The 15,663-nt window shown below is 74.9% G+C and carries 13 protein-coding genes and 1 pseudogene; 13 read left to right on the top strand and 1 reads right to left on the bottom strand.

Annotation, left to right across the window (positions count from 1 at the left end; all coding sequences use genetic code 11):
- The first annotated feature begins 4 nt into the window (after nucleotides 1–4).
- From QE405_RS12925 to QE405_RS12865, 13 genes and pseudogenes are all read left to right on the top strand, one after another.
- Complete coding sequence (locus tag QE405_RS12925) at nucleotides 5–841, top strand: ABC transporter ATP-binding protein (protein ID WP_307201350.1); 837 nt, start codon at nucleotides 5–7, stop codon at nucleotides 839–841.
- 668 nt (nucleotides 842–1,509) lie between these two features.
- Nucleotides 1,510–1,893, top strand: a complete 384-nt coding sequence (locus tag QE405_RS12920) for a cupin domain-containing protein (protein ID WP_307201348.1) — start codon at nucleotides 1,510–1,512, stop codon at nucleotides 1,891–1,893.
- A gap of 16 nt (nucleotides 1,894–1,909) precedes the next feature.
- Entirely contained in the window at nucleotides 1,910–2,494 is a 585-nt protein-coding gene (locus QE405_RS12915; RefSeq protein ID WP_307201346.1) for a dimethylamine monooxygenase subunit DmmA family protein, read from the top strand.
- Nucleotides 2,491–3,513 (top strand): PDR/VanB family oxidoreductase, encoded by a 1,023-nt coding sequence (locus QE405_RS12910; RefSeq protein ID WP_307201344.1) that lies wholly within the window; start codon nucleotides 2,491–2,493, stop codon nucleotides 3,511–3,513. Before QE405_RS12915 ends, QE405_RS12910 begins: the two co-directional genes overlap by 4 nt.
- Complete coding sequence (locus QE405_RS12905; protein WP_307201342.1) at nucleotides 3,510–4,544, top strand: heme-dependent oxidative N-demethylase family protein; 1,035 nt, start codon at nucleotides 3,510–3,512, stop codon at nucleotides 4,542–4,544. Before QE405_RS12910 ends, QE405_RS12905 begins: the two co-directional genes overlap by 4 nt.
- A 141-nt stretch (nucleotides 4,545–4,685) precedes the next feature.
- A complete protein-coding gene (locus tag QE405_RS12900; protein WP_307201340.1) occupies nucleotides 4,686–5,213 on the top strand; it encodes a dimethylamine monooxygenase subunit DmmA family protein in 528 nt (175 codons plus the stop codon).
- Nucleotides 5,210–6,208: a PDR/VanB family oxidoreductase gene (locus tag QE405_RS12895; protein ID WP_307201338.1), complete on the top strand. Its 999-nt coding sequence runs from the start codon at nucleotides 5,210–5,212 to the stop codon at nucleotides 6,206–6,208. Before QE405_RS12900 ends, QE405_RS12895 begins: the two co-directional genes overlap by 4 nt.
- Nucleotides 6,205–7,242, top strand: coding sequence for a heme-dependent oxidative N-demethylase family protein (locus QE405_RS12890; protein ID WP_307201336.1), 1,038 nt, complete (start codon nucleotides 6,205–6,207; stop codon nucleotides 7,240–7,242). The genes QE405_RS12895 and QE405_RS12890 overlap by 4 nt, the downstream gene beginning before the upstream one ends.
- A gap of 34 nt (nucleotides 7,243–7,276) precedes the next feature.
- Nucleotides 7,277–8,626: an ammonium transporter gene (locus tag QE405_RS12885; protein ID WP_307201334.1), complete on the top strand. Its 1,350-nt coding sequence runs from the start codon at nucleotides 7,277–7,279 to the stop codon at nucleotides 8,624–8,626.
- Nucleotides 8,627–8,739: 113 nt separating this feature from the next.
- Nucleotides 8,740–10,002, top strand: a pseudogene (locus QE405_RS12880) (gamma-glutamyltransferase); the annotation flags it as partial.
- A 64-nt stretch (nucleotides 10,003–10,066) separates the two neighbouring features.
- Nucleotides 10,067–10,606, top strand: coding sequence for a gamma-glutamyltransferase (locus tag QE405_RS12875; RefSeq protein WP_307205802.1), 540 nt, complete (start codon nucleotides 10,067–10,069; stop codon nucleotides 10,604–10,606).
- Between the two features lie 7 nt (nucleotides 10,607–10,613).
- Nucleotides 10,614–11,321, top strand: coding sequence for a DUF1275 family protein (locus tag QE405_RS12870; protein WP_307201332.1), 708 nt, complete (start codon nucleotides 10,614–10,616; stop codon nucleotides 11,319–11,321).
- A 52-nt stretch (nucleotides 11,322–11,373) separates the two neighbouring features.
- On the top strand, nucleotides 11,374–13,023 hold the full coding sequence (locus QE405_RS12865) for a PP2C family protein-serine/threonine phosphatase (protein ID WP_307201330.1): 1,650 nt from the start codon (nucleotides 11,374–11,376) through the stop codon (nucleotides 13,021–13,023).
- A gap of 40 nt (nucleotides 13,024–13,063) precedes the next feature.
- Here the strand turns inward: QE405_RS12865 and QE405_RS12860 are convergent, their stop codons facing one another.
- Nucleotides 13,064–15,343: a SpoIIE family protein phosphatase gene (locus QE405_RS12860; protein WP_307201329.1), complete on the bottom strand. Its 2,280-nt coding sequence runs from the start codon at nucleotides 15,341–15,343 to the stop codon at nucleotides 13,064–13,066.
- Nucleotides 15,344–15,663: the final 320 nt, after the last annotated feature.

The raw sequence follows: 15,663 nt of genomic DNA, 5'->3' as shown, positions 1-15,663 counted from the left end.
GGCCGTGACGACGACCGACCTCGCTCCCGCCTCCCAGGACGCTCCCGGATCGGCGGACGGTCGGCCGCCCGTGCTCGAGCTCGCCGGCGTGACGCTGCGCCGCGCCGGCAAGGAGATCCTCCACGGCATCGACCTCCGGGTCGAGGCCGGCGAGCACTGGGCGGTGCTGGGGCCGAACGGCGCCGGCAAGTCGACGGTGCTGAGCCTCTGCGGGGCCAACCAGCACCCGACGACCGGCACCGTCCACGTGCTCGGCCACCGGCTCGGGCGCATCGAGCTGCAGGCGCTGCGCCGGATGATCGGCCACGTCGACCCCCGCCACCGGGTGGCCTCGCCGCTCACGGTGGAGCAGGTCGTGCTGACCGGCCTCACCGGCAGCGCGGACTTGCCCCGCCGCTGGGAGCCGACGCCCGACCAGGCCGAGCACGCGCGCGAGCTCATCGCGAGCGTCGGCATGGGCGACCGCGCCGGGCTGCGCTGGCCCACCCTGTCGCAGGGCGAGCGGGGCCGGGCGCTCATCGCCCGCGCCCTCGTCGGCCGGCCGCAGCTGCTCCTGCTGGACGAGCCGACCACGGGCCTCGACCTCGCTGCGCGCGAGCGCTTCCTGACCGCGCTCGACGGCGTCGTCGCCGAGCAGCCCACCACCTCCACGCTGCTGGTGACCCACCACCTCGAGGAGCTGCCGAGCACGACGAGCCACGCGGCCCTGCTGCGCGACGGAGCGATCGTCGCCGCCGGCCCCGTCGACGAGGTGCTGACCAGCGCGGGCGTCTCGGAGGCCTTTGCACACCCCATCCGCGTCGAGCGCACCCACGGCCGCTGGCACGCGTCGGGGGCGTGAGGGCGGGGGCCTGCCTCGGGGGCCCGCCTCGGGCGGGCCGGGCTGGCGCCCGGGGAAGGAAAACGCGGACCGGGTGCGCCCGGGAGTCCGCGTTTTCCTGATTCTGGCCGGTCTTGGTCCGCGTTTTCTTGGTTCGGGTCCTGCTCTGGCTCGGCCCGGGCCCGGTCGGGGCGCCGAACTGGGACCTCGGTGCGGCCACGGTCGTCCCGGACCCGCCGCAGCCGCACAGTCCTGCGTGCAAGGCGGGACCCCGCGGGCCCCGGTCGGTACGACGCATGCTCGGCCCGCGTCGTACCGGGGATGACGACCCGGGACGCATGGGGGCGACCTGGCGGCGGGGCGCTGGCCCGGACGAGGAGAACGCGGACCGGCAGCGCCTGGGAGTCCGCGTTTTCCTGGTTCTGACCGGGTCCGGTCCGCGTTTTCTTGGCTCGGATCCTGCTCTGGCTCGGGTCGGGCCCGGGCGGTGCGCCGAACTGGGACGTTGGTACGGCTCAGACCCCGGCGGACCTGCCCCAGCCGCACATTTCCCGGCCCGGCCCGGCCCGGCCCGAGGCCCCGAACCCAACGGGCGTCACGCGATCGTTACGCAACCCCGCGACCCGCGAAACACCCACTTTGTTTCATCTGAGCAGACAACGTTTCCTCGCATGATCGGAGCGGCTCAGATGACCACCACCCCCGACGCACCCGCCACGGCCCCCTTCCTCGTCACGTCCGACGCGTGGAAGGACCTCCCGCGGATGGAGGACTACCCCGCGTGCGAGGGCTACATCGGCGACGTCTACGAGAACCCCGAGGGCAGCACCATGTGCTCCGGCTTCTTCGAGCTCAAGCACACGGACGAGCCGCTGGTCTACCTCTACGAGTACGACGAGATGAAGGTCGTCCTCGAGGGCGAGTTCCTCCTCGAGAACGTCGACACGGGCCAGAAGACCGTGGCCCGCGCCAAGGACGCCATCTTCTTCCCGAAGGGGTCGCGGATCGCGTTCTCGACGCCGTCCTACGCGCTGGCGTTCTACGCCGGCGACCGCAACGCCGACCTGCTCTGAGAAGGCCGGGTCCCGAATGACGACCGTGGAGATCGCGGAGACCGCGGCGACCGAGGTCCGGCTCGGCCTGCCGCACTGGCCGGCCGTGCCGGAGCCGGTCGACCCCTCGGCCGCGACCGTGCTGGTGCTCGCCCTCGGCGGCCACCCCCGCACGGCCGAGGTGGCGGGGGCCTGGGTGCGGGAGGCCGAGGGCCGGGTCCCGACGCGGCTCGTCGTGGCGGACGACCTCGTGACCGGGCACGACGACGTCGCCGCCGCGCTCGACGCGGTGCGGGTCGGCGTGCGGATCATGGTCGTCGGCCCCCAGCACGACGTGCTCCTCACCCTCGCCCGGTGCCGCGCGCACGGGGCGAGCGGGGCGGAGCTGCGCGCGTTCGTCGTCGACGCGGTCGGTCCCACCGACCTCCCCGTCTACTGCGCGCACTGCCGTGCCACGCACCGCCTGCACGGCGAGCCGGGTGGCACGGCGGTCTGCCCCGGCTGCACGCGCCTGCTCGAGATCCACCCGCACCACTCGGCCGTGCGGGGCAGCTTCCTCGCCTCGGACACCGGCGCCGAGCCCGACACCGGCGCCGAGCCCGGCGAGCAGGCCGCCGCATGAGCGCCACGCTCCTGCCCGAGGCGCCCGTGCGGTACGCGGCCCACCAGCACGCGGCGTACCGCACGGGTCCCCGGCTCCTCCGCGTCGCGGAGGTGCGCGCGCTGACGGCCGACGTCCGCCACGTCGTGCTCGTCGACCCGACGGGGGAGCCGCTGGCGCCCCACGAGCCGGGTGCGCACGTCGTGCTCACCACCGACCCGGGCGGGCCGCGCGAGAAGCGGAACGCCTACTCGCTGACGGACGACGGGTTCAACCCGCGGCGCTACGCGATCTCGGTGCTGCGCCGCGACCAGGGCTCGGCGTGGGTGCACGGGCTCGCGCCCGGCGACCTCGTCGAGGTGGAGGGCCCGCGCTCCGCGTTCGCCCCGCGCCACGACCAGCGGCACGCGCTGCTCGTCGCCGGCGGCATCGGCGTCACGCCGGTGCTGTCCCACGCCCGCGCGATCGTGCGGTGGGGCGGGAGCGTCGAGGTGCTCTACTCCTACCGGCCCGGCCACGCCGCCCACCTCGACGACCTGCGCGCCCTCGCCGCCCGCCCGGACGTGACCCTGCACGAGGCGACCACCGTCGAGGGGACGGCGGCCCTCCTCGCCGCCCGGCTCGCGGACCAGCCGCTCGGCACCCACGCCTACGCGTGCGGACCGGTCCCCATGCTCGAGGCCTACGTCGACGCGGCCCGCGCCGCCGGCTGGCCCGACCACCGGGTGCACCTCGAGCGGTTCACGGCGCCCGAGCTCGACCCGGGCGTCCCGTTCACGGCCACGCTGGCCTCGACGGGCGAGCGCCTCGCCGTGCCGCCCGGCACCAGCCTCCTCGAGGCGCTGCTCGCGACGGGCCGTGCCGTGCCGAACCTCTGCCGCCAGGGCGTCTGCGGCGAGTGCGAGGTGCCGGTACGCCGCGGCGCGGTCGAGCACCGCGACCTCGTGCTCTCCGACGCCGCCAAGGAGCGCGGCGACCGCATGCTGGCCTGCGTCTCGCGCGCGGCCTGCGCCGACGACGACATCGAGGTGGACCTGTGACCCTCGCGCCCGCCGCACCGACCGCGGCCCCGACCAGCCCCGCGTTCCCCGTGCGCGGCCACACCGCGCGCCTGCCGTGGCCGTTCCCCGACGACCTCGACGCGTTCCGCTACTCCGTCAACGTCGAGCCCGCGCGTCTCCTGCGCCGTACCGCCGCCGGCGAGTGGGGCGCGACGATCGTGGACCTCGGGGGCGAGGAGTACGGCGCGATCATGGCCGACCGGCGCCGCATCCTCGACGCCGATCCCCACCGCGTGCGGATCATGCCCGGGATGCTGCCGGCCTGCTGGGACCTGCTGCTCTACTACCTGCGGGACCTGGCCGCGTCGTACCCCGCGATCATGCGGCTCGACGAGGACCCCCGCGACCCCGACCGGTTCCGGTGGCGCAACGCCGCCCTCGGCACCGACCAGACGTTCGTGCTCGGCGACGCCGCCAGCCTGCCGTGGGACCCGATGACGTTCCTCGGTCGTGAGGTCCCCGACGACCTCCTGCTCGTCAAGGAGCGCGACGGCGAGCTCTGCTTCGACGCCGGCCTCGTGACCTTCGCGGCCGCCTGGTCGGTCTCCTTCGACGTCGGCATGACGATGGCGGAGATCCACAACCCGGTGCCGCGGCTGACCCGGGAGGGCATCACGTCGCGGGCCGAGCAGTTCCTGCGCCGCCTGCCGGTCGACCAGGTCTACCGACGCGTCAACTGGACGCTGTCGGCCTCCGGGTCGCGGCTGCTCGACGTCAGCCTCGAGGAGCTGCCGGCCTGGGCGGGCGACATCCCCGCCCTCGTCGCGGCGGAGGACTGGGGACGCCTGCAGCTCCGCATCGAGGTCGAGCACTTCATCCGGCTGCCGATGACGGGGGCGGTCACGTTCAACATCCGCACCCACATGACCTCGCTGGAGGAGATCCGCCAGGTGCCGGCGTGGCGCGACCAGCTCGCCCGCGTCGTCCTGGAGCTGCCCGAGGACCTGGCCGCCTACAAGGGGTTCCTCGACTACCGGGAGCCCGCCATGGCGTGGCTGACCCGGCCGTGAGGTGCCCGTGAGGCGGATCACCGCGCCCGTGCGTCCGGCGGAACGCCGCGGACACCGGGGAGAAACACCGTCACGTTCGACTACCCGCCACGGCACCGACCGGGGCGGCCGAGGTGGAGAGGGAGGATCGTCGTGGTCAGCATGACCCAGACCAGCGTGCCCCGCTGGGCGTGGGACGCGTCCGCGCCCGCTGCCGAGCCCGACCTGCGTGGGCGCGTGTTCACGCTGCTCGTGCTCCCCGGCGCCGGGGACGTCGCCGACCGCTGGACGGCGACGCTGGCGGGGCGCGACGTACGCCGTCAGGACTGCGGGGACATCGACGCCGCGGTCGCCGCGCTGCGTGCCGACCTCGCGGCGGCGCGGGTGGGGCACCGGGTGCTGGTGGCCGGTACGGCGCGGGAGTGCCTCGCCGTGCGCGCGGCCGGCGTGCGGGCCGGCCTCGGCGACGACGAGATGACCTTCGGTGTCGTCGACATCGCGGAGCGGGCCGTCTGGTGCGTGCACTGCGACACCACGACGCACGCGGCCGTCGAGATCGACGCCGTCGTGCCCTGCACGGGCTGCGACCGACGGCTGCTCGTCCACCCCCACGTCTCGCGCCTGTCCGGGGCGTACCTGGGGTTCATGGTCGACGCGGAGACCCTGGCGTCCGAGGGGGCGGTCGCGTGAGCGCCCGGATCGACCTCGTCGTCACGGCCGTCGACGACGCGGTGCCGGGCATCCGGTCGCTCACCCTGGGCTCGCCCGACGGTGAGCGCCTGGCCTCCTTCACGCCCGGCAGCCACCTCGTGCTCGACGTGCCGGCGGGGGAGGGGCGACCGCGGCCCGCGGCGAACGCCTACTCGCTCACCGGTGAGAGCGTCGACCCGCGGCACTACGCGATCTCGGTGCTCCGGTGCGCCCCCGCGTCCGAGGGCGGCACCGCCGGCGGCGGCTCCGCCTGGGTCCACGGCCTGGCCGTCGGCGACCGGGTCACCGCGACCCCGCCGCGCAGCGCCTTCGCGCCGGTCCACCTGGCCACGCGGCACCTGCTCGTCGGGGCCGGCATCGGCATCACCCCGCTGCTGTCCCACCTCCGCTCGCACGTGCGCTGGGGTCGCGAGGCGGAGCTGGTCTACCTGTTCCGCGACGGCCACGGCGCCCACGTCGACGAGCTGAAGGAGCTCGGCGGCGACCGGGTCACGTTCCTGGCCGACCGGGCCGGCCTCGCCGAGGACCTCGCCGTGCGCCTCGCCGACCAGCCCATCGGCACGCACCTCTACACCTGCGGCCCCGCGGGCTTCATGGACGCCGTGGTCGCGCTCGCGACGGAGCTGGGCTGGCCGTCGAGCCGCGTGCACCTCGAGCCGTTCGGCGTCGAGGCGCTCGACCCCGGGGAGCCCTTCTCGGTGCGGGTGGCCGGCGACGACCGGGTGCTCGACGTGCCCGCCGGCACCAGCCTCCTCGAGGCGCTCGAGGACGCCGGCCACGTCGTGCCCAACCTGTGCCGCCAGGGCGTCTGCGGCGAGTGCCGCGTCGACGTCGCTCCCGGGAGCAGCCCGGTGCTGCACCGCGACCTGTTCCTCGACGAGGAGACGAAGGGCGCGGGCGACTGCCTCATGGCCTGCGTCTCCCGTGCCGTCCCCGCGGCCGACGGCCGCGCCCACCTGGAGGTGACCCTGTGACCCCGCCCCCGACCCTGTCCCCGACGGTGTCCACCGCTCCCGACCTCGTCGCGGGCTTCCCGTTCCCGTTCCCGAACCCGACCTACCGCTACACGACCAACGTCGAGCCCGCGCGCGGCGTCGTCACGACCCCGGCCGGCCAGTGGGGCGCGGCGGTCGTCGACGTCGACTCCGCGTACGGCGAGGAGCTGGCCGAGCGGGCCGCGATCCTCGAGCGGGACCCGTCCCGCCACGCGGTGCTGCCCCACATGCAGGTCGCGTGCTGGGACGCGATGCTCTGCCTCATGCGCGAGCTGGCGCTGTCCCGGCCCGACGCGTTCGCGCTTGAGGTGCTCGACGACCTCGAGGGGGGCTCGCGCGCGGCGTACCGGTGGCGCAACGACCTGCTCGGCATCGACCACACGTTCGTGCTCGGCGACGCGAGCACCCTGCCCGACGAGCCGCTGCGCTGGATCACCGCGCAGGTGCAGGAGGACGTGGTGCTGCTCGACGAGCGCGACGGCGTGCTCTGGGGCGACGCGGGCGTGGTCACGTTCGCGGCCGACTGGTCCTTCGGCTTCGACGTCGGGATGAGCTTCCTCGAGATCCACGGCCCCGTGCCGCGGATCCACGCGGAGGGCGTCATCACCCGGGCGCACGAGTTCATCAAGCGGCTCCAGCCCAACGAGACCTACCGCCGCACCAACTGGACCCTCACCGTGCACCGCCGGCTCGACGTCTCCACCGAGACCTACCCCGAGTGGGGCCCCGACCGGCCGATGGTCCTGACCGTCGACGACGAGACGTTCGGGCGTCTCGTGCACCTCCGCACGGAGGTGCAGCACCTGGTCCGACTCCCCGAGTCGGGCGCCGTCATGTTCCTCATCCGCTCCTACATGCTGCCCTTCGACGAGCTCGCGCGCGTCGAGGAGTGGCGGGAGCGGGCGGCCGCCGTGATCGCGGAGCTGCCCGAGGACATGGCCGACTACAAGGGCATCGCGACCTACCGCGACCGTGCAGCGGCGTGGCTGCGCGCGCAGGCCCCGACCCCCTGAAGCCCCTCGCTCCACCCCCGAGAAGGAGAACCGCATGCCCGCAGCAGACGTCGCGTGGATGCTCGCCGCACTGGCGCTCGTCATCATCATGTTCCCGGGCATCGCCCTGTTCTACGGGGGCATGGTGGGCAGCAAGAACGCGCTCAGCATGATCATGATGACGATGAGCACGCTCGGCACCACCACCGTCCTCTACGTGCTCTTCGGCCACGGCCTCGTCGTCGGTGACTCCGTCGGCGGGCTCGGCCTCATCGGCAATCCCGACGGCTACCTCGGGTTCCTGGGGATCTACGAGGACCCGGGCGAGGCGCAGCTCGTCGACCCCTACTGGTTCGCCTTCTACATCCTCTTCGCCGCCATCACCGTCGCGATCGTCGCCTCCGGCGCGGTCGGCCGCATGAAGTTCGGCGGCTGGCTGGTCTTCTCCGCGCTGTGGGTCACGGCGGTCTACTTCCCGCTCGGCCACTGGGTCTTCGCCTACGACGGCGAGGGCACGCAGGGCGGCTGGCTGCGCAACGACCTCGGTCTCCACGACTACGCCGGCGGCACGGCGGTCCACATGTCCGCGGGCCTCGGCGCGCTGGCGCTCGCGATGGTGCTCGGCCCCCGCAAGAACATGGGCAACCGCCCCCACAACCTCCCGCTGGTGCTCCTCGGCGCCGGTCTGCTGTGGATGGGCTGGTTCGGCTTCAACGGCGGTACCGCGGGTGGCGCGAACTTCCTGGCGCAGTACGCCGTCCTCACCACCCTCATCGCCGGCTCCACCGGCATGATCGGCTTCTGCCTCGTCGAGAAGATCCGTGACGGCGCGCCCACCACCCTCGGCATGGCCTCGGGCATCATCGCCGGCCTCGTCGGCATCACCCCGTCGGCGGACGCCGTGGACTCGCTCGGCGCGATCGTCGTCGGCATCGCCTCGGGCGCCTTCGTCGCCTGGGCCTGCACCTGGAAGACCAAGCTGGGCGTCGACGAGACCCTCGACGCGTTCGCCGTGCACGGCATGGGTGGCATCGTGGGCTCGCTCTGCGTCGTGCTCATCGGCTTCTCGGGCTCGCCGGCGGGCATCGAGGGCGTCCTCTTCGGCGGCAGCTGGGACATCGCCTGGCGCGAGGTCGTCGCGATCGGCGCCGTCTGCGCCTACGCGTTCGTCGTGACCTGGGTGATCGCGAAGGTGCTCGACAAGACGATGGGCCTGCGGGTCAGCGAGGAGGACGAGCTCGCCGGACTCGACCTGTCGCAGCACTCGGAGAGCGCCTACGACCTCGAGCGCTCCAGCGGCCTCGGCCAGACCTGGTCGGAGCGTCCGAGCGGTGCGCCCACCACGGACCGCATCGCGGCCCTGGCCAAGGAGTCCGCGGCCGCGGAGGAGACGGCCCGGGCCTGACCCCTTCCTCGGCACCCACCCGCAGGGGTACGGCGCGGCGCAGGCCGCGGCGTACCCCTGCGGCTGTGGAGGAGGCGTGCGGAAGCGTCGGGCGCGGGTGGCATGCTCGACGGATGAGCTCCTCCGCGTTCACGCCGCCGCCCGCCGACCTGACCCGTCCCACACTCACGGGGTCGTTCGGGATGGCGGCGGGCACCCACTGGCTCGCCGCGGCGAGCGCGCAGTCGGTGCTGGAGCGCGGCGGCAACGCGTTCGACGCGGCCGTCGCCGGAGCCTTCGTGCTCCACGCCGTCGAGCCCCACCTCAACGGCCCGGGCGGTGACCTCATGGGGATCGTCGCGCCCGCCGGCGCCGACCCGGTGGTGGTCGACGGCCAGGGCCCGGCGCCGGCCGGGGCGACCATCGCCCACCTGCGCGCCGAGGGCCTCGACGACGTGCCCGGCAGCGGGGCGCTCGCCGCCGCCGTGCCGGCCGCCGTGGAGGCGCTCCTCCGGCTGCTCGAGGACCACGGCACGTGGGAGCTCGGCGACGTGCTCGCGCCCGCGGTGCACTACCTGGAGGACGGGCACCCGGCCGGTGCCCAGCTCTGTCGCACCATCGCCACGATGCGGGACCACTTCACCGACCACTGGCCCGACTCGGCCGCCCTGTGGCTCGTCGACGGTCGGGTCCCCGAGCCCGGCGACGTCGTGCGCAACCCGGCCTACGCCGCGACCCTGCGGGCGCTCGTGGCGGCGGGCACGGCGGCGACCGCCGACCTGGACGCGGGGACCGACGAGGAGGCCCGGGTCGCGCGCATCCGCGCCGCGCGGGCCGAGTGGCGTTCCGGGCGCGTGGGGCAGGCCCTCGTCACCGGGGCGGGACGGCCCCACCGGCACTCGTCGGGCACCGACCACGCGGGCGTGCTCGCGCTCGCCGACCTCGCCGCGGACCACGTGCGGCTCGCGGAGCCGCTCACGCTCGACTTCCGGGGCACGACGGTCCACAAGGCGGGCTTCTCCAGCCAGGGGCCGGTGCTGCTCCAGTGCCTCGCGATCCTCGACCAGCTGCCCGACGAGCGGCTCGACCCGTCGACGGCCCTCGGGGCCCACACGGTGCTCGAGGTGCTCAAGCTGGCGCTGGCCGACCGGGACGCCTACTACGGCTCCGGCGCCGACCCGGCGGTGCTCGCCCACCTGCTCACGCCGGCGTACGCCGCGGAGCGGGCCGCGCTCGTCGGCGAGACCGCCTCGCTCGAGCACCGGCCCGGGGTGGTCCCGGGGGCGACGCCCTTCGCGCCGCCGCTGCGCACACCGGCGGACGTGGTCGTCACCGGGCCGCGGGGACCGGGGCAGCCGGGACCCGCGCCCGTGGGCGTCGGCGAGCCGACGGTCGCCCGCCACGGCACGACGCGCGGCGACACGTGCCACCTCGACGTGGTCGACGCCGCGGGGCAACCTGGTGGCGCTGACGCCGTCGGGCGGGTGGCTGCAGTCGTCGCCGACGATCCCCGAGCTGGGCTTCTGCCTCGGCACGCGCCTGCAGATGACGTGGCTCGACGAGTCGAGCCCCTCGGCGCTGCGCCCCGGCGCCCGGCCGCGCACGACGCTCAGCCCGACGGTGCTGAGCCGCGACGGACGACCGTTCGCGGCGCTCGGCACGCCCGGCGGCGACCAGCAGGACCAGTGGCAGCTGCTCTACCTCCTGCGGCTCCTCGTCGGCGGGTGGAGCCCGCAGGCCGCCATCGACGCGCCCGCCTTCCACACCACCGCGGCCGTGAGCTCGTTCTGGCCGCGCACCTGGGAGCCGGGTGGCGTCGTCGCGGAGGCCCGCCTCGGGGAGGTGGTGCTGGGCGAGCTGCGCGAGCGGGGACACGTGCTGACGGTGGCGGGGGACTGGACGCTCGGACGCATCTCCACGGTCGGTCGGGACCCGGCGACCGGCTGGCTGTTCGGTGCGGCCAACCCCCGCGGTGCGCAGGGGTACGCCGCCGGTCGATGATGGGCGCGTGACCGCGCCCGCTGCTGCCGCTCCCCGCACCGACTCGCTCCTCGACCACCCGCGCAGCCTCGCCCTGCTCCTGGTGCTCACCTTCTCGACCGGGGTGGCCGACGCGGTCGGCTACCTCGGCCTCGACAAGGTCTTCACCGGCAACATGACCGGCAACGTCGTCATCCTCGGCATGGGGGCGGCCGGCGCGGACGACCTCCCCGTCGTGGGGCCCGTCTGCGCGCTCGCGGCCTTCATGGCCGGGGCCGCCGTGGGCGGCCGGTGCGTGCGGGGCCACGACGCCGGCTGGGGTCGGCGTGTCTCGCTGCTGATGATCGGGGTGGCGGTGCTGCTGGCGGTCACGGCGGCCTGCACGGCGCTCGAGGACGGCGTCGGCGAGGGCGGCGTCGCGACGGTGGTCGTCGCGGCGGTCGTCGCGGTGGCCATGGGCCTGCAGGCGGCCCTCGCGCGGCACGTCGCGGTCAAGGACGTCACGACCGTCGTCGTCACCTCCACGATCACGGGCCTCGCGGCCGACTCCTGGCTGGGGGCGCGCACGGGGCAGCCGTGGATCCGGCGCCTGCTGGCCATCCTCCTCATCGCGGCGGGCGCGGCCGTGGGGGCTCTGCTGCTGCGGGTGGACCTCGCCGCGGGGCTGGCGCTGTCGGCGGTCCTCACCCTCGTGGTGGCCGGGCTCGCGGCGTACTGGTCCCGCCCGAAGGGGTGAGCGACGACCGATCGGCGCAGGGTCGTCGGGGGGCACTCGGTAGGTTGCTGAGGTGACGCTCTGGGAGGGGGCAGGCCCCGACCTGCATGCGCGCTACGACGCCGTGGACTGGGCGTCGACCCCGCTCGGCCCGCCCGAGCAGTGGACCGGCACGCTGCGTGGTGCCCTGCGCACCATCGTGAACTCCCGGTTCCCCGCCGTGCTGTTGTGGGGCGAGGAGTTCGTGCTGCTCTACAACGAGGCCTACGTCGAGCTCATCGCCGACAAGCACCCGGACGCGCTCGGTCGCACCGCGCAGTCGGTGTTCCCGGAGGCGTGGGACGAGATCGGGCCGCTCATGCAGGGGGTGCTCGACGGCGGAGGGTCGTTCCGGGTCGACCGCACCCTCATGCCGCTGCACCGCCGCGGCTTCCTCGAGGACTGCTGGTTCACCTACTCCTACTCGCCCGTCCAGGGCACCGGCGGCCGGATCGAGGGCGTGCTCGACATCGCCGTGGAGATCACGTCGATGGTGCTCGCACAGCGACGGGCGATCACGCTGACCGGGCTCGCCGACGTGCTTGCCGGCGCGACGACCGCGCAGGACCTCCGGTCCCGGTCGCTGGCCCTGCTGCGCGGCCTCACCGAGGAGTTCGCGGCCATCGACCTGCGGCTGCCGGGCGAGCCGGTGGACGCGGGCGCGGACGGCGCCGACCTGCCGCCGGCGCCGTCCGCGCTGCTGGTGCCGACCGCGGCGTACGTGGAGGAGACCGCCGCCGGGCGCGTCGTCTGGCTGCAGCTCGGTCAGCCCGCCCCGGGGGAGGAGGTGCCCGTGCTCGTGGCCCGCCAGAGCGGCCGGCTGCCGTTCGACTACCACTACCGGCACTTCCTCCGCGGCATCGCGAACGCCCTCACGCAGGCCCTCACCCGCATCGAGCTGCTCGCGTCGGAGCGCCGGCAGGCGGAGGCGGAGCGGAACGTGTCCATCGCGCTGCAGCGCGCGCTGCTGACGCCGCCGCCGGAGCACGAGCGGCTGGCGGTGGCGGTGCGGTACGTCCCCGCGGCGCACGTCGCCCAGATCGGCGGGGACTGGTACGACGCGTTCCTCCAGCACGACGGCGCCCTCGTGCTCGCCATCGGCGACGTCGCCGGGCACGACCTCGCCGCCGCCGGCACCATGGCCCAGGCGCGCAACCTGACCCGCGGGATCGCCGTGGCGACGGTCGACGGCCCAGCACGGGTGCTCGAGGGCCTCGACCGTGCGCTCGAGCTGCTGGAGGTGCGCTCGATCGCGACGGCCATCGTGGCGCGGGTCGAGCCGCTCGAGCTCCTGGAGCAGCTCGACCCCGACGCGCAGCGCGACCGCTGGCGCTTCGTGTGGTCGCGCGCCGGCCACCCGCCCGCCGTGCTGCTCCGCCCCGACGGCACCACGCAGGTGCTCGACGCCGGCGGCGAGACGATCCTCGGCATCGACCCGGCCACCGTGCGCACCGACCTCGCCGTCCACCTCCCGGTGGGCTCGACGGTCGTGCTCTACACGGACGGCCTCATCGAGCGGCGCGGCATCCCGCTCGACGTGAGCATCAAGGAGCTCTGCACGGCGCTGGCCGCAGGGGCGCACCTCGACGCCGAGGCGCTCAGCGACCACCTGCTCTCGACCCTCGTCGTGCCCTCCGAGGAGGAGGACGACGTCGCCCTCGTCGTGCTGCGCGTGGTGTCCTGAGCCGCGTCGAGCCGGACCCGGGCACACCGCCGCCGGTGCCTCAGAGCGGGCGCCGCACCGCCAGCACCGTCGTGTCGTCGTCCTCGGTGCCGTCGCGGATCGTGAGCACCCGGTCGACCCAGTCGTCGAGGGCCACGGCGGGGTCGTAGGTCGCGAGCGAGCGCACCACCGCCGTGCGCTCGCCCATGTCGACGCCCCGGCGCTCGACGAGACCGTCGCTGTAGAGCATGAGCGTCTCGCCGGGCGCGAGCGTGAAGGTCGTGACCGGCGCCTCCGACGCCCCGAAGCCGAGGAGCGGCCGGGCCGTCATCGCGAGGTCCGCCGTGCCGCCGGGTGCGGCCAGCAGGGGCGGGAGGTGGCCGGCGGCGGCGAGGTCGACCCGGCCGGTGGCCAGGTCCACCTCGGCGGCCACGGCCGTCGCGACGTGCTCGCGCAGCAGGCTGATCATGAGGTGGTCGAGCTGGTCGAGCGTCTGGGCGACGGTGGAGCCCGCGTACATGTAGGCCCGCAGCGCCGTGCGCAGCTGGATCATCGCGGAGGCGGACTCCACCCCGTGGCCGGCGACGTCGCCGAGCACGATGACGACCCGGCCGGGCGCGATCTCGAACGCGTCCCACCAGTCGCCGCCCATCTGCACGGTGGACGCGGGCAGGTAGCGCGCCGCGACCTCCAGGCCGTCGAACTGCGGCACCTCGCCGAGCACGACGCTCTGCTGGACCGACTCGGCGACCTGCACGTGCTCGCGGGCGCGGGAGAGCAGGAGGCCCGTGACGTGCACGCCGAGCGCGTCGGCCGCCTCGACCTGCCACGGCTCCCACGGCAACGACCGACCCCGCACCACCTGGCGCCACTTCTCGAAGGAACGCCGCGGGCTGAGCCGCACCTCGGGCCCCTCGGCCGCGGCCACCTGCTTGTTGCGGGGGTCGCCGCCCCAGTCGACGGTCTGCTCCTGCTCGGGCCGCAGCCAGAGGATCCACCGGTCGGGCTCGGCGCCGATGCGGAGCGCTCCCGCGGCGTACCGGGCCACGTCGGGGAGGTCGCCGAGCCGCGGCTCGAGCGCCGACACGTCGTCGGTGTACGTCGCGTAGCTCTCCTTGTCGGCCAGCACGCGCGCGACGGCGCGGAGCTCGTCCTCGCCGGGCACGGTGCCCGCGGTGAGGAGCAGGTCGTCGTGGGCCAGCGCGGCGCCGGTCGCCCCCATGAGCGTCAGCAGCTCGGGGTCGGCGATGAGGGTCTCCAGCGGGTTCTCCGGGCTGGTGGTGATGCGGGTGACCATGCCGGCGAGCATCGTGCGGGCACGCAGCGCGGCCTCGCGGCCCTCGGCGCGCTCCCGCTCGCCGATCAGCTGCGAGGCGACCTGGGCGAGGAACTCGGCGGCGCCGCGGGCGTCCTGCGCCGGGCGGTGCGGCCCCGAGTAGTGGTGGCACGCGATGAGGCCCCACAGCTGGTCGTCGACGACCAGCGAGATCGACATGGAGGCGCTGACGCCCATGTTGCCGAGGTACTCGACGTGGATCGGCGAGACGCTGCGCAACCGCGAGGACGACAGGTCGAGGGGCGCGTCGGTGGCCGGGTCGACGATGGGGTCGAGCGGCACCGGGGTGTAGCCGATGTCGGCGATCAGCCGCGTCCAGTTGACCGTGTAGAGCCGCCGTGCCTGGGCGGGGATGTCGGTCGCGGGGTAGTGCAGCCCCAGGAACGGGTTGAGGTCGGGGCGCCGCTGCTCGGCGATCACCTCGCCGTTCCACTGCGCGTCGAAGCGGTAGACCATCACGCGGTCGAAGCCGAGCAGCTCCCGCACCTCGCGGGCGAGGTGGTCGGCGAGGTCGGCGCTCGACTCCGTGCCGCTCAGGCGGGCCATCGCGCCGCGGGCTGAGCCGTAGGACAACGACAGGCTGCCCGTGCCGACGACCGGCTCGAGCTCGATCACGACGCGGTCCCCGCTGCGCACGACGTGCACGTCGAGCTCCGTGCCGCGGAGGGCGCCGGGGCCCTCCGGCAGCACCAGCACCAGCGGCTCGGTGGGCAGGCCCGCGGCCACGCGCGCAGCGATGGTGGCCGTGGCGTCGGGGCCGAGGAGGTCGACGGGGGTGGCGCCGACGACCGCGTCGGCGGGCACGCCCAGGAGCTCGGCCGCGTTGGCCGACGCGATCACGACCGCGCCGAGGTGCTCGTCGAGCGCCAGGAGGAGGCCGTGCGGTTGGATCGCGCCCGGCACGTGGATCGGCTCGCGGTCGCAGTTGGTGAGGTCGGCCTCGGGGTAGGCCGGCGTGTGGGCCACGCCGTGGGGTCGCACCACCGGCTGGGGCACGGGCTCCACTGCTGTGCTCCTTCCCCGAGCGCACCTGGCGCCCCGGGAGGTCCGGACCGGCCGATCAGTCCGGTCGACCCTAGGGTGCGGGCGGCAGGCCGCGCCACGCGAGCGGGCCGCCCTCACCCGCCGGGGTGAGGTCCGCGGGTGGTCAGCCCCGCCGGCCGTGCGCCGCGAGCACGTGCAGCGCCCGGAGCGTGACGAGACTGCGCCACTCGGCGCTCTGCCCCCGTACCCCCTGCGGGACGTCATGCGGCGCGGCGCCCGGGGGCTGCGGCTCGCATGACGTCCCGGGGTGGGGGTGACCGGTGCCGACCGGCGGGGTGCGG

The sequence above is a fragment of the Nocardioides zeae genome (assembly GCF_030818655.1).
In the GTDB taxonomy this organism is placed as follows: domain Bacteria; phylum Actinomycetota; class Actinomycetes; order Propionibacteriales; family Nocardioidaceae; genus Nocardioides; species Nocardioides zeae_A.
Note: the sequence above shows the minus strand (reverse complement) of the source record. Positions and strands in the feature narration are given on the sequence as shown.

What these genes read in the sequence shown, in the direction of transcription:
- QE405_RS12915 (WP_307201346.1), top strand. Translation starts at nt 1,910, where the DNA reads ATGACGACCGTGGAGATCGCGGAGACCGCGGCGACCGAGGTCCGGCTC.
- QE405_RS12885 (WP_307201334.1), top strand. Translation starts at nt 7,277, where the DNA reads ATGCCCGCAGCAGACGTCGCGTGGATGCTCGCCGCACTGGCGCTCGTC.
- QE405_RS12910 (WP_307201344.1), top strand. Translation starts at nt 2,491, where the DNA reads ATGAGCGCCACGCTCCTGCCCGAGGCGCCCGTGCGGTACGCGGCCCAC.
- QE405_RS12920 (WP_307201348.1), top strand. Translation starts at nt 1,510, where the DNA reads ATGACCACCACCCCCGACGCACCCGCCACGGCCCCCTTCCTCGTCACG.
- QE405_RS12900 (WP_307201340.1), top strand. Translation starts at nt 4,686, where the DNA reads ATGACCCAGACCAGCGTGCCCCGCTGGGCGTGGGACGCGTCCGCGCCC.